This is a genomic window from Cupriavidus plantarum (assembly GCF_905397285.1).
Classification (GTDB): Bacteria; Pseudomonadota; Gammaproteobacteria; order Burkholderiales; family Burkholderiaceae; genus Cupriavidus; species Cupriavidus plantarum.
The window spans coordinates 15,069-28,674 of sequence record NZ_CAJPUX010000008.1 but is presented as its reverse complement, the minus strand read 5'-3'; the positions used below and the strand labels follow the sequence as shown (position 1 = coordinate 28,674).

Genomic DNA, 13,606 nt, shown 5'->3' with positions numbered 1-13,606 from the left:
TGCCGTGCGGGTGCCTACGATAACGGTTTCGATGACTTCGTGCACGGGAGCGTTTGTGGACACTGTATTGGTTACCGGCATCGAGCCGTTCGATGGCGAGACGCTGAATCCGTCATGGGAGTCGGTTCGCGCGGTGGATGGGCGGGTCGTGGGCGGGGCGCGGATCGTCGCGCGGCAGTTGCCCTGTGTGATCGGCGAGGTGCGGCAGGCGCTGATCCGCCATATCGAGGCGGTGAATCCCGTGCTCGTACTGTGCCTAGGGCAGGCGGGAGGCCGTCCCGACGTGTCCATCGAGCGCGTGGCGATCAACATCGTGGATGCGCGGATTCCGGACAATGCGGGGCGGCAGCCGGTGGACGAGCCCATCGTCACGGGGGGACCGGTTGGCTATTTCTCTACGCTGCCGATCAAGGCGCTGGTACGCGCGCTGCGCGAGGCAGGTATCCCCGCGTCGGTGTCGCAGACGGCGGGCACCTACAACTGCAACGCGATCTTCTACTCGCTGTCGCATTACATCGCGACGGAGCGGCCGGCGTTGCGCGGCGGGTTTGTCCATGTGCCGTATCTGCCGGAGATGGCCGCGCATCATCCCGGCGCGCCGAGCCTCGACGTGAGGACGCTGATCGCCGCGATCGAGGTGATGGTGGCCACCTCGCTTGCCACGACGCGGGACGTCCGATACGCGGCCGGGGCCACGCACTGATGGACATCGCCAAGCCGACGCATGGCGCGGGCGAGGCGCGAGTCACGGCAGATGCGTCGGCCGGTGCGTCGGCCGCTGCTTCGGGGCGCGCCTCGGTGGTGGCGATCACCGGCCTCGTCTGCCTGGCCGTGTCGCTCGGCATTGGCCGCTTCGCGTTCACGCCGCTGCTGCCGATGATGCTGCACGATGGCACCGTGAACCTCGCGCAGGGCGGGGCGCTGGCGACCGCAAACTATGCTGGTTATCTGGCCGGCTCGCTCCTCGGCCTCGTCTGGCGCACGGACTCGTCGCGCGCGGCACGTCATGCATTGGTGCTGACCGTTCTGCTGACGGTCGCGATGGCGTTGCCGGGCAGCTTTGCGCTGTGGATGACTTGGCGCGCGCTGGCCGGTATGGTGAGCGCACTGGTCATGATTCACGCGACCGCCTGGTGCATGCAGCGGCTGACGGCGCTCGGCCGCCCGACGTGGATCGGGCTCATGTTCTGCGGCACCGGCATTGGCATCGTGCTGACGGGTATGCCGGCGTTTGCCATGACGGCGATGGGGTGGAGTGCAAGGGAAGGGTGGGCGCTCTTCGCGGCGGTCGGCGCGGTGCTGGTGGCTGCGATCTGGCGGTTGTTGACGCCGTTGCCCGCGAGCGCGGCCGCTCGGCGCGGCGACGCAAGCCCGGCACCATGGCCCGCCACGCAGACGATCGGCTTGTCGGCGGCGTACGGCCTCGCGGGCTTCGGCTACATCATCACCGCCACATTCCTGCCAGTCATCGCCCGGCAGACGATGCCCGGCAGCGTCTGGGCCGACCTGTTCTGGCCTCTGTTCGGCATCGGCGTAACCATCGGCGCGGCTCTCGTCACACGCATCGGCAGCCCTCGCGACAACTGGCGCCTGCTCGCAGCGCTCTACCTTATGCAGGCAGCCGGCGTCGGATCGGCCGCCGCATGGCAATCGGCTTTCGGCCTTGCCCTCAGCAGTGTGCTGGTGGGCCTTCCCTTCACCGCGCTGATCGCCCTCTCGATGCGCGAAGCCCACCACCTCGCGGGCCCACGCGCGCCAAAGCTCATCAGCCTGATGACCGCCCTCTACGCCCTCGGCCAGATCGCTGGCCCACCGCTGGCCGCGGCCACGGTGGCACGCACCGGGAGCTTCGGCGGGTCGCTAGGTATTGCTGCGGGAGCGCTGACTGTGGGTGGGATGATCTGCCTGGCGATGCGCAGGCGGAAGCGTGGGCGTGCAAGCGGCGTGCGAGTGGAGGGGGGGATAGGCCAGCTGGATTTGCTCAAGGACAAGGCGGGGGTGCGTGGATGGCTGCACACTGGCCGGAAGTGTGGAGAGGAAGCGCGATAGGCGTTCATAGCGAAGGCCCACCAACATAGCGAAGGCCCGCCAAGAATAGGGAAGGCCCGCCAAGAATAGGGAAGGCCCGCCAAGAATAGGGAAGGCCCGCCAAGAATAGGGAAGGCCCGCCAAGAATAGGGAAGGCCCGCCAAAAATAGCAAAAGCCCGCCAACAGGCGGGCTTTTGCTATGCGCTTGTACATCTTCATACCTATGTCCCTGGGGGGAGGCTTGCGCCCGCGAGTCCCAAAGCTCACGAAGCCGACTTTAAGGTATGCAGCGTATGACGTCAACCACGAGAGACACGATTCAAGCGGTGAAGCGCGCCATCTCTGCGGCGCGCATGGAGACCTATGAGGCGGCTTGCAAGATCATTGGGGAAGAAAGTCTTGCGGCGCTGGAGTTGTATGCATGGAATGCAAAAGTTTCGGGCGCATTGATGACCCCGCTTCAGGTTTGCGAGGTGACGGTACGTAATGCGGTAGCGGACGCGTTGGAGGCCCTCTATGGCCACTCTGGCCGTGGTCCGCAACCTTCGAACGAAGCTTGCCCGCCGGGCCGATGGTCTCGACGCTCCGGCAGGCGCGCGACGGCTGTTCCTCGGCATGCAAGGTCATCCCGGAGCTTTCCTTTCATTTCTGGCAGCGCATGTTCACGAGTCGCTACGATGTCCGGATCTGGCAGCCACATCTATTGAGAGTGTTTCCGAACCTCGATGCTACCCAGCCGGTATGTCATCACCGGCAGGCCATTTACGGAGACCTCGAGCAGGTCCGCAAACTCCGCAATCGCATTGCGCACCACGAACCCATTTTCATGCGGGATCTGGATAGAGATTTCCAGCGCATCGTTGGACTGGTACGAATGAAATGCGATGTGACGACGAGCTGGATGCTCGGTCATCAACAAGCGCTTTCCCTCATCCGTGCCAGACCTTGACGGCTAAGCCATCGGCAGTTCGATGTCTACCGACAGGCCGCCCTCAGGCCGGTTGGACGCCGTTGCCGTGCCGCCGTGGGCGGCGATGGCGCGTTGGGTGATGGAGAGGCCGAGGCCGAAGCCGCCCTGGTTGGATTGGGCCTGGACGAACGGTTCGAACATCGTGCCGAGCAGGGTGTTGGGGACGCCGGGGCCCTGGTCGGTGACCTCGATGCGGTAGCGTTGGCGGGTTGTGTCCGTCGAGAAGTGGACCGTCACCTGCTGGCCCGAAGTAGATACCCGTAGCGCGTTGCGGACGACGTTCTCGACGGCGCGGCGGATCAGTTCCAGGTTGCCATGCATCGGAGCCGGCGCCGTGGACGCCGCGACGAAGCGGATGCGGACGCCGCGGTGGGAGCCTTCGAAGTTGGCGTCCTCGGCGACCGCCTCGCATAGCGCGCAGAGGTCGAAGTGGTCAGCCCGCGTCAGGCGGCCGGTGTGGTCGCCATATTCGATGCGCGAGAGCGTGAGCAGGCCCGAGACCAGTTCGTTCAGTCGCGCTGCCTCGCGTTCGACGCGCGTCAGCGTCTGTGCGGTGCGGGCGGGGTCCTGCCGGGCCAGCCCGACCGCCACGTGCAGGCGGGCCAGCGGCGAACGGAGTTCGTGGGAGACGTCGTGCAGCAGGCGTTCGCGGCCTTCCATCAGCTGGGCGATGCGCGCGGCCATCGCGTCGAAATCGCGTGAGAGTTCCGCGATTTCGTCGCGGCGGCCCTTCACACCGGCTGCCGTGCGTACGGCGAGGTTGCCGGCGCCGAAGCTGTCGAAGGCGCGGCGCAGGCGTTGCAGCGGAGCGGTCAGATACCAGGCAAGGGCCGCGCTGTAGGCGAGGCCGCACAACAGGAACAGACCGATGACGACCGGCGGCGGCCCGTTGTCGCGCGGGAGCTTGCCGAGGACGTCGGAAGGGGTGTACTGAATGCGCCAGAGCTGACCGTCGGGGCTGCGGGTAACGGCCTCCGCTTCCATGCGCGAAGGCGATCGTGCCGAGGCGGCGGAAGACGGCGTCCCCGCCACCCGTGTCCAGACGATTGTCCCCTGATCCCCAAGGTCCTCGCGCAACCGTTCGATCGCCACAGGCCCTCCGGTCTCCATCAACGCCCGCGCCGCGCGCAGCGTCGTCGCGGCAGACGCGGACTGGATATCCAGGATCAGCCGGACGTGCGGCGCATCGTTGCGCAACACCGAGAACCAGAGCCAGATCCCGAAAGACACGGCCGCTACCGTCAGGCAGAAGCCCGCCATGATCTTCCAGAACAACCCACCCGCGGGCAGCCACTTGCTATGCGTCGGCATCCGGTCATTCCGCCTGTTGCGCGTCGAGCCGGTAGCCGAAGCCCCAGACCGTCGCGATCATCGATTCGGGCGCCCCCGCGGCGGAGAGCTTCTGCCGGAGGTTGCCCACATGTACGTCGAGGCTGCGGTCGTAGGGCATCCGCGGCCGGCCCAGTACCTGCAATGACAGGTCGTCCTTGGAGACGGCACGGTCCGCATTGCGCAGCAGGTACTCGAGCAGATTGAATTCGGTGACCGTCAGGTCGACGGCCTGCGCCCCGACCCGCGCGGTTCGCTGGGATGGCACGATCGAAACGGGTCCCGCCGCGAGTTCATCGCCGCGTTCCGCCACGGCACCGCCCTGCGTGCGCCGCAGCACCGCCCGCAACCGGGCCACGAGCTCGCGCGGATAGCAGGGTTTGGGCACGTAGTCATCGGCGCCCAGCTCGAGCCCGATCACGCGATCGATATCGCTTCCCTTGGCGGTCAGCATGATCACCGGCACCCCGCAGCGCGCGCGAATCTGGCGCAGCACGTCGATACCGCTCACGCGCGGGAGCATGATGTCCAGCAGCACGGCGGCATAGCGCCCCGACGCGGCCATGTCCGCGGCCGCCTCGCCGTTCGCGCAGGCCGTCACGGCGAACCCTTCGCCGGCCAGGTACTCGCCCAGCATCTCGCACAGGTCCGCGTCATCATCGATCAACAGAATTTCCACGCTTGTAGTCGCAACCTTCATGGCGCGCTCCGATGCCGCATTATCGGCGATGTCATGCGGCGTTCGACATCGAAAAGCCGACCTTTACACCTTCTTTACGATTTCCTTTGCGATCGCTTACCCCTGAGGCGGCGCCCGCTCCGGAGAATGGATCCCATGCCAATCGACCGGACGGGTGTCGACTGCGGGCCACTTCCGAAGGATAGCCCGCACGCGCCCCCGCCGGTCCCGGAAAAGGAATCCATGCGTACAGGAATCTGCCGCGCACTGCCGCTCGCGGGCGCGGCGCTCGCCGCCACGATGCTGGTGGCCTGCAACAGCAGCAAGGACATGATGCCCGCGACGGGTGCGCCCGAAGTGGGCGTGGTCACCGTCCAGCCGGCCAGCACCACGCTGATGACCGAACTCCCCGGCCGCGTCTCGGCCGCGCTCGTTGCCGAGGTGCGGCCGCAGGTGGCCGGCATCGTGCAGAAGCGTCTGTTCACCGAAGGCAGCGAGGTCAAGGCGGGCGACGTGCTCTACCAGATCGACCCCGCGTCGTATCAGGCCGCCTACGACAACGCGCGTGGCGCGGTGGCCAAGTCCCGCGCTTCGCTCGCGGCGGCAAGGCTCAAGGCGCAGCGGTACAAGGAATTGCTGGACATCAGGGGCGTGAGCCAGCAGGACTACGACGACGCCAAGGCATCGCTCGAAGCCTACGAGGCCGACGTCGTCGCCAACGAGGCCGCGCTGCGGAGCGCGCGCATCGACCTCCAGCGCACGCGCATCACGTCGCCGATCTCGGGCCGCATCGGCAAGTCCAGCGTGACCGCCGGCGCGCTGGTGACGGCCAGCCAGACCACGGCGCTCGCCACGGTGCAGCAGTTCGATACCGTCTATGTCGACGTCGTTCAATCGAGCGCGGAACTGCTGCGCCTGCGCAACCGCCTTGCCAGCGGCTCGATCGAGCATGGCGGCGCAGCGGCCAGCGACGTGAAGCTCGTGCTGGAGGACGGTAGTACCTATGCGCAGACCGGCAAGCTCCAGTTCACGGACGTGACCGTCGATGCGACCACGGGCGCGGTGACGCTGCGCGCGACCTTCCCTAACCGCGACTACAAGCTACTGCCCGGCATGTACGTGCGGGCGGTACTGGAGGAAGGCGTCGACAACAAGGCGTTGCTCGTGCCGCAAAAAGGCGTCAGCCGCGACAGCAAGGGCAATCCGACCGTGATGCTGCTCGATGCCCAGAACCGCGTTCATGTGCGCGAGGTGACCACATCGGGGAGCACGGGGGGCAACTGGATCGTGGCGTCCGGCGTCGCCGCGGGCGACCGCGTGGTGGTGGACGGCCTGCAGAAGGTGCGCGACGGGATGACCGTTACGCCGGTCTCGGGCGAGGCGAAGGGGCCCGTGGTGGCATCGCGCCCGAACGTTTCGGATGGCAAGACGGTTGAGGAGGCCCGCTGATGTCGCGATTCTTTATCGACCGCCCCATCTTCGCGTGGGTGATCGCCATCGTGATCATGCTGGCCGGCGGACTCGCGATCAACACGCTGCCGGTGTCGCAGTACCCCAATATCGCGCTGCCGTCCGTCAGCATCTCGGCGAGCTATCCGGGCGCATCGGCCAAGACGATCGAGGACAGCGTCACGCAGATCATCGAGCAGAAGATGAAGGGCATCGACAATCTGCGCTACATGTCCTCGTCGAGCGATTCGTCCGGCAGCGCGTCCATCCGTCTGACGTTCAATGCGGGAACGGATCCCGATATCGCGCAGGTGCAGGTGCAAAACAAGCTGCAACTGGCCATGTCGCTGCTGCCCGCGATGGTGCAGCAGCTGGGCGTGTCGGTGACCAAGTCGTCGTCGGACTTCCTGCTGATCGTGGGCTTCGTCTCCGAAGACGGCAAGATGACGCAGGCCGACCTGTCCAACTACGCGGTATCGAGCATCCAGGATCCGGTCAGCCGGGTCGACGGCGTCGGCGACGTGCAGGTATTCGGCGCGCAGTATGCAATGCGCATCTGGCTGGACCCTGACAAGCTGCGCAACTACAAGCTCGTGCCCGCCGATATCAAGAGCGCGATCGAGGCCCAGAACACGCAGGTGTCGTCCGGCCAGATCGGCGGCACGCCGGCGGTGGCGGGGCAGCAGCTCAACGCGACGGTGACCGCGCAGAGCCGCCTGCAGACGCCCGCCGAATTCGAGGCCATCCTGCTGAAGACCACGACCGATGGCGCCTCCGTGCGCCTGCGCGACGTGGCGAAGATCGAGATCGGCAGCGAGAGCTACGACGCGACGTCGCGGTACAACGGCATGGCGGCGACCGGTCTCGGCATCAAGCTGGCCACCGGCGCCAACGCGCTGAGCACCGCGACAGCGGTAAAGGCGAAGGTGGCGGAGCTGTCCGCCTCGCTGCCCGCGGGCGTCAAGGCCGTCTATCCGTACGACACGACCCCGTTCGTGACGCTGTCGATCCGCGAGGTCGTGAAGACGCTGCTCGAGGCGGTAGTGCTCGTGTTCCTCGTCATGTACGTGTTCCTGCAGAACCTGCGCGCGACGCTGATCCCGACGATCGCCGTACCCGTGGTACTGCTGGGGACGTTCGGCGTGCTCGCCGCGCTCGGATTCTCGATCAACACGCTCACGATGTTCGGTGTGGTCCTCGCCATCGGCCTGCTGGTGGACGATGCCATCGTGGTCGTGGAGAACGTCGAGCGCGTGATGGCGGAGGACGGACTCTCGCCCAGGGACGCCACACGCAAGTCGATGTCGCAGATCACGGGCGCGCTGATAGGCATCGCGCTCGTGCTGTCGGCGGTGTTCGTGCCGATGGCTTTCTTCGGCGGTTCCACGGGCGTGATCTATCGCCAGTTCTCGGTAACGATCGTCTCGGCGATGGCGCTGTCCGTGGTCGTGGCGATGGTGCTGACCCCCGCGCTCTGCGCCTCGCTCCTCAAGCCGCACGCGTCGGGCAACGGGGCGGGACACGCGGTGGCGACGTCGTCGCGCGGGCTGCTCGGCTGGTTCAACCGCGCGTTCGACCGCAATGCCGTGCGCTACGAGGGCGCGGTTCGCGGCATGCTGGGCCGCCGCCGACGTTATCTTGCCGTGTACGTCGCGCTCGGCATCGTCATGGCGCTGCTGCTGGCGCGCATGCCCAGTTCGTTTCTGCCCGACGAGGACCAGGGCATCGTGATGACGCAGGTGCAGCTGCCCGCGGGGGCCACGCAGGAGCGCACGCTCGAGGTGATCAAGCAGGTGGAACGGTATTACCTCGAGAACGAGAAGGATGCCGTCGCCTCGGCGTTCGCCGTGGTCGGCTTCAGCTTCGGTGGCAGCGGCCAGAACAATGCGATGGTCTTCACGCAGTTGAAGGACTGGAGCGTGCGTGACAAGGCCGGGCTGCACGCGTCGGCCATTGTGGCGCGCGCACGCGGTGCGTTCGGCAAGATCAGGGAGGCGAACGTGTTCCCGATGGTTCCTCCCGCCGTCATGGGCATGGGGAATTCGTCGGGCTTCGACTTCGAACTCAAGGACGAAGGCGGTGGTGGCCACGACAAGCTGATGGCCGCGCGCGATGCGTTGCTGGCGGCAGCCGCGAAGGATCCCGCGCTCATGGGCGTTCGCGCCAATGGGCAGGACGATACGCCGCAGGTCAGCCTCCATATCGACCATGCGAAGGCGGGCGCGCTCGGTGTGAGCGTGGCCGATATCAACGATGTGCTGTCGACCGCCTGGGGCGGCACCTATGTGAACGACTTCCTCCATCAGGGCCGCGTCAAGAAGGTCTATGTGCAGGGCATCGCGTCAAGCCGCATGAAGTCCGAGGATCTCGACCACTGGTATGTGCGCAACGCCGATGGCGAGATGGTGCCGTTTTCCTCGTTCGCCACCGCTTCATGGACCCAGGGGCCGCCGCGGCTGGAGCGCTACAACGGCGTGTCCTCCCTGGAGATCATCGGCGAGGCCGCGCCGGGGCATAGCTCGGGCGAGGCGATGGCCGCGATCGAGCGAATCCTGAAGACGCTGCCGGACGGCATCGGCCATGAGTGGACGGGCCTGTCCGATCAGGAGCGCATGTCGGGCGCGCAGGCACCGACGCTCTATGCGATCTCGGTGCTGTTCGTGTTCCTGTGCCTGGCTGCCCTGTACGAGAGCTGGTCGATTCCCTTCTCCGTGATGCTCGTGGTGCCGCTGGGCGTGCTTGGCGCGCTGGTCGCCGCCACGCTGCGGGGCCTCGACAACGACATCTATTTTCAGGTCGGCCTGCTGACGACCATCGGCCTGTCCGCCAAGAATGCCATTCTGATCGTCGAGTTCGCGAAGCAGCTGTACGAGGACGGCGTGGACCTCACGAGCGCGACGCTACAGGCGGTGCGCATGCGGCTGCGGCCGATCCTGATGACCTCGTTCGCGTTCATCCTTGGTGTGTTGCCGCTGGCAATGAGCACAGGGGCGGGCGCGGGCAGCCAGAATGCGCTCGGGACGGGGGTGGCGGGCGGCATGCTCGCGGCCACGCTGCTCGGCATCTTCTACGCGCCGCTGCTGTTCCATACGATTACCGACCTCACGTCACGTCCCGCCGGGACGCAAGGGGGCGTTGCCGCCGCTCGCCATGGAGGCTGAATGATGAGACAACTCATGACTGACCGATCCCCGGTGGGCGCGCTGAGCGCGCTGGCGCTGGTGGCGCTTCTGACGCTGGCGGGTTGCGGCACGATGGCGCCGCGCTACGAGCGGCCCGACAGCGCCACTCCTGCAACATGGCCGGCAACAGGGCCGGCAACAGGGCCGACATCAAGTCCGACGGCGGCCGCTGGCAGCCACGCGCAGGCCGCTAATGTTTCCGACATCCCGTGGCAGGACGCGTTCACCAACGCCACGGTGCAACGCCTGATCGCCATCGCACTCGACAACAACCGCGACCTGCGCGTGAGCATCCTCAACGTCGAGAAGGCGCGCGCGCAGTATCAGGTCAATCGGGCGGCGTTGTTCCCGACGATCGACGCGACGGCCGACCAGTCGGCCTCTCGGTCAACGAGCACGTACGGCGGCACCACGCAGGCGATGACATCGCACCAGTACAGCGTGGGCGTCGGCGCGGCCAGCTACGAGCTCGATCTTTTCGGCCGTGTGCGCAGCCTGCGCGACCAAGCGCTGCAAAGCTACCTTGGCACCGAGCAGGCACGGCGCGCGGCGCAGATTGCGCTGGTGGCGGAAGTCGCCACGGCGTACCTCACATGGAGCAGCGATACCGCGCTTTACCAGTTGGCGCAGCAGACACTGGCCGCCCAGCGCAGCAGCTTCGACATCACGCGGAAAAGCTTCGAGCTTGGCACCGCATCGGCCCTCGATCTCAAGCAGGCGCAGACGAGTGTCGACAGTGCGCGCGTGGACGTGGCCCGTTATACGGCGCAGATCGAGCAGGACCGCCACGCGCTCGCGCTGCTGCTTGGCACGACCCTTCCCGAGGACCTCGCGCCCATGACGGATCTGACGCAGGGCGTAATCCGCGAGGTGTCCGCTGGCGTGTCGTCATCGGTGCTGCTCGACCGTCCCGACGTGCGGGAGGCCGAGCATACGCTGCAGGCGGCCAACGCCAATATCGGCGCGGCGCGCGCGGCGCTGTTCCCCCGCATCACGCTGACGGCCAGCGCGGGCACGGCCAGCGGGGACTTGTCGGGGTTGTTCAAGGCGGGCAGCGGCGCATGGGCGTTTGCGCCGTCGGTCAGCCTGCCCCTGTTCGATGGCGGCGCCAACCGGGCCAATCTCGATGCCGCGAAGGTGAGCGAGAGGATCGAGGTAGCCAACTACCAGAAGGCGATTCAGACCGCGTTCCGGGAGGTAGCGGATGCCCTCGCCACGCACGGGACCATCGATGAACGACTGGCGGCGCAGCAGTCGCTGACCGATGCGTATCAGGCTGCGTATGACCTGTCGCTCGCGCGGTATCGGAAGGGCGTGGACAGCTACCTCAGCGTGCTGGTGGCGCAGCGCTCGCTATATGGCGCGCAGCAGGACCTCGTCACCCTGCGGCTGACGTGGCAGGAGAACCTGGTCACGCTGTACAAGGTGCTCGGCGGCGGTGCCGATGCATAGGTCAAGCGCGGATTCGTATGAACGAGATTCATACGTTTCTGAAAAATGACCATTTTACTTCATGGTGGGTGATTTCTAGAATCGGGCTCTGACCTGAATACGGATGACCTGCCATGACCAAGATCCATAACCTCGGCTTTCCGCGCATCGGCGCGAAGCGCGAGCTCAAGTTCGCCCTCGAGTCCTACTGGAAGGGCGAGTCCTCGCGCGACGAGCTGAAGCGTGTCGGCGCCGAACTGCGGCAACGGCACTGGAACGACCAGAAGGGACTGGACCTCGTGCCTGTCGGCGATTTTGCGTTCTACGACCAGGTACTCGACATGAGCTTCACGCTCGGCAATCTGCCGGAGCGCGTCCAGGGCTTTCATGGCGATGCGCTCGACAACTATTTTCGTGTCGCGCGCGGCCGCTCGGCGCAGTCGGCCGAAGCCCATGCGGAATGCTGCGGCGGCGTGGCCGCGGGCGAGATGACCAAGTGGTTCGACACGAACTACCACTACATCGTGCCGGAATTCTCGTCGGCCACGACGTTCCGGCTCGATGCGTCGCGCTTGCTCGCCCATCTCGCCGAAGCGCGTGCCACAGGGGTGCAGGCCAAGCCGGTGATCGTCGGTCCGGTCACGTACCTGGCGTTGGGTAAAGCCAAGGATGACTCCGACAAGCTGGCGCTGCTACCGCGCCTGCTGCCCGCGTATGCGGAACTGCTCGCGACGCTCGCGGCGCAGGGCGTCGAATGGGTGCAGATCGACGAGCCGATCCTCGTCACGGAACTCGACGACGCGTGGCGTCAGGCATTCCGCACGGCCTACGCAACGCTGGCCGGCACGCCCGTCAAGCTGCTGCTGGCGACATACTTCGGACAGTTGCTCGACAATCTGCCACTCGTGTGCGAACTGCCCGTGCAGGGCGTGCATCTCGATGCCGTCAACGCGCGTGAGGAAGTGCGCGCGCTCATCGGCGGTCTTCCCGCTGACCGCGTGATCTCGCTAGGCGTGATCAACGGCCGCAATATCTGGAAGTCGGACCTCGGGGCCGTGCTGGATTGGCTCGAACCGGTCGCGAAGGCGCTGGGCGATCGCCTCTGGATCGCGCCGTCCTGCTCGCTGCTGCACGTGCCGGTGGATCTGGCGAGCGAGCAGAAGCTCGATGCCGACGTGAAGTCGTGGCTCGCCTTCGCGCTGCAGAAGCTCGACGAACTGCAGGTGCTCGCTGGCGCGCTGCGCGATGGCCGCGATAGCGTGGCCGCCGCGCTGGCCGCCAATCGCGCAGCCATCGACGCACGCCGCCAGTCGCCGCGCGTGAACAATCCGGCCGTGAAGGCGGCCGTGGCCCGCATCGACGCCGCGCTGGGCAAGCGCCAACGCCCGTATGCGGATCGCGCGCCGAAGCAGGCGGCGCACCTGAAGCTGCCTTTGTACCCGACCACGACGATCGGCTCGTTCCCGCAAACGGCGGCCATTCGCCATGCGCGCAGCCAGTACAAGGCCGGCGCGCTCGACGCGGCGCGCTACCAGGCAGCGATGGAAGCGGAGATCGCACGGAGCGTACGCGAGCAGGAAGCACTCGGTCTGGACGTGCTCGTGCACGGCGAAGCGGAGCGCAACGACATGGTGGAGTACTTCGGCGAACAACTCGATGGTTATGCGTTCAGCCAGTTCGGCTGGGTGCAATCGTATGGCTCGCGCTGCGTCAAGCCGCCCATCCTGTTCGGCGATATCAGCCGCCCGAAGGCGATGACCGTGGCGTGGATCCAGTTTGCGCAATCGCTGACGAGCAAGCCGATGAAGGGCATGCTGACCGGTCCGGTGACGATCCTCAACTGGTCGTTCGTCCGCGACGACCAGCCGCGGTCGGTGTCGTGCTACCAGCTGGCGCTGGCTATCCGCGAGGAAGTGCTCGACCTCGAGCGCGCCGGCATCAACGTGATCCAGATCGACGAAGCCGCCCTCCGCGAAGGCCTGCCGCTGCGCCGCGCGCAATGGAAGGAATATCTCGACTGGGCCGTGGAGTCGTTCCGCATCACCGCCAACGGCGTGCGCGACGAAACGCAGATCCACACGCATATGTGCTATTCGGAGTTCAACGACATCATCGCGTCGATCGCCGACATGGATGCCGACGTGATCACGATCGAAACGTCGCGCTCGGACATGGAGCTGCTCGATGCATTCGACGACTTCAACTACCCGAACGAGATCGGGCCGGGCGTGTACGACATCCACTCGCCGAACATCCCGACGCAGGAGCATATCGTGCAACTGATGCGCAAGGCCGCAGAGCGCGTGCCCGGCGAGCGGCTCTGGGTCAATCCTGACTGCGGCCTCAAGACGCGGCAGTGGGCGGAGGTGCTGCCGGCGCTGACGAACATGGTGGCGGCGGCGCGGACGCTGCGGGCAGCCGCGTAACGGCGCGAAGGAACGACAAGGCGCTCGGCAGCCCACCGGCGGTGCCGGGCGCTGGCGTGGCGTCTGCTGTGGCGCCGCACACCGGCGCCCGTCGACGTCGCAGCAAACCCC

At 66.4% G+C, this 13,606-nt stretch carries 9 protein-coding genes; 6 read left to right on the top strand and 3 right to left on the bottom strand.

What is annotated here, in order from left to right; genetic code table 11:
- The first annotated feature begins 55 nt into the window (after positions 1-55).
- Together pcp and KHP16_RS24855 are read left to right on the top strand one after the other, a co-directional pair.
- Positions 56-703, top strand: a complete 648-nt coding sequence (gene pcp / locus KHP16_RS24860) for a pyroglutamyl-peptidase I (RefSeq protein ID WP_211961353.1) — start codon at positions 56-58, stop codon at positions 701-703.
- Positions 703-2,049 carry a YbfB/YjiJ family MFS transporter gene (locus tag KHP16_RS24855; protein WP_211961352.1) on the top strand — a complete coding sequence of 449 codons (1,347 nt, stop codon included), beginning with the start codon at positions 703-705 and terminating at the stop codon, positions 2,047-2,049. The genes pcp and KHP16_RS24855 overlap by 1 nt, the downstream gene beginning before the upstream one ends.
- Before the next feature lie 680 nt (positions 2,050-2,729).
- Here the strand turns inward: KHP16_RS24855 and KHP16_RS24850 are convergent.
- Genes KHP16_RS24850 through KHP16_RS24840 form a run of 3 tightly spaced genes read right to left on the bottom strand, consistent with a single transcriptional unit; the run spans position 2,730 to position 5,028 of the window.
- Positions 2,730-2,942: a hypothetical protein gene (locus tag KHP16_RS24850; protein WP_211961351.1), complete on the bottom strand. Its 213-nt coding sequence runs from the start codon at positions 2,940-2,942 to the stop codon at positions 2,730-2,732.
- A gap of 39 nt (positions 2,943-2,981) precedes the next feature.
- On the bottom strand, positions 2,982-4,310 hold the full coding sequence (locus KHP16_RS24845; protein WP_179594114.1) for an ATP-binding protein: 1,329 nt from the start codon (positions 4,308-4,310) through the stop codon (positions 2,982-2,984).
- Positions 4,311-4,314: 4 nt separating this feature from the next.
- Positions 4,315-5,028 (bottom strand): response regulator transcription factor, encoded by a 714-nt coding sequence (locus KHP16_RS24840; protein ID WP_211961350.1) that lies wholly within the window; start codon positions 5,026-5,028, stop codon positions 4,315-4,317.
- A gap of 222 nt (positions 5,029-5,250) precedes the next feature.
- On the opposite strand from KHP16_RS24840, the gene KHP16_RS24835 reads away from it, so the two are divergent.
- The 4 genes from KHP16_RS24835 (at position 5,251) to metE (ending at position 13,495) form a co-directional block, all read left to right on the top strand.
- Entirely contained in the window at positions 5,251-6,456 is a 1,206-nt protein-coding gene (locus tag KHP16_RS24835; RefSeq protein WP_211961349.1) for an efflux RND transporter periplasmic adaptor subunit, read from the top strand.
- Complete coding sequence (locus tag KHP16_RS24830; protein WP_211961348.1) at positions 6,456-9,617, top strand: efflux RND transporter permease subunit; 3,162 nt, start codon at positions 6,456-6,458, stop codon at positions 9,615-9,617. Before KHP16_RS24835 ends, KHP16_RS24830 begins: the two co-directional genes overlap by 1 nt.
- Positions 9,618-9,632: 15 nt before the next feature.
- A complete protein-coding gene (locus tag KHP16_RS24825; RefSeq protein ID WP_211961347.1) occupies positions 9,633-11,090 on the top strand; it encodes an efflux transporter outer membrane subunit in 1,458 nt (485 codons plus the stop codon).
- Between the two features lie 113 nt (positions 11,091-11,203).
- Positions 11,204-13,495, top strand: a complete 2,292-nt coding sequence (gene metE / locus KHP16_RS24820) for a 5-methyltetrahydropteroyltriglutamate--homocysteine S-methyltransferase (RefSeq protein ID WP_211961346.1) — start codon at positions 11,204-11,206, stop codon at positions 13,493-13,495.
- Positions 13,496-13,606 lie beyond the last annotated feature (111 nt).

Bases quoted from the DNA above. Each gene is read 5' to 3' on its own strand.
- KHP16_RS24855 (WP_211961352.1), top strand. From the start codon at position 703: ATGGACATCGCCAAGCCGACGCATGGCGCGGGCGAGGCGCGAGTCACG.
- KHP16_RS24850 (WP_211961351.1), bottom strand. From the start codon at position 2,942: ATGACCGAGCATCCAGCTCGTCGTCACATCGCATTTCATTCGTACCAG.
- KHP16_RS24845 (WP_179594114.1), bottom strand. From the start codon at position 4,310: ATGCCGACGCATAGCAAGTGGCTGCCCGCGGGTGGGTTGTTCTGGAAG.
- KHP16_RS24840 (WP_211961350.1), bottom strand. From the start codon at position 5,028: ATGAAGGTTGCGACTACAAGCGTGGAAATTCTGTTGATCGATGATGAC.
- KHP16_RS24835 (WP_211961349.1), top strand. From the start codon at position 5,251: ATGCGTACAGGAATCTGCCGCGCACTGCCGCTCGCGGGCGCGGCGCTC.
- KHP16_RS24830 (WP_211961348.1), top strand. From the start codon at position 6,456: ATGTCGCGATTCTTTATCGACCGCCCCATCTTCGCGTGGGTGATCGCC.
- KHP16_RS24825 (WP_211961347.1), top strand. From the start codon at position 9,633: ATGACTGACCGATCCCCGGTGGGCGCGCTGAGCGCGCTGGCGCTGGTG.
- metE (WP_211961346.1), top strand. From the start codon at position 11,204: ATGACCAAGATCCATAACCTCGGCTTTCCGCGCATCGGCGCGAAGCGC.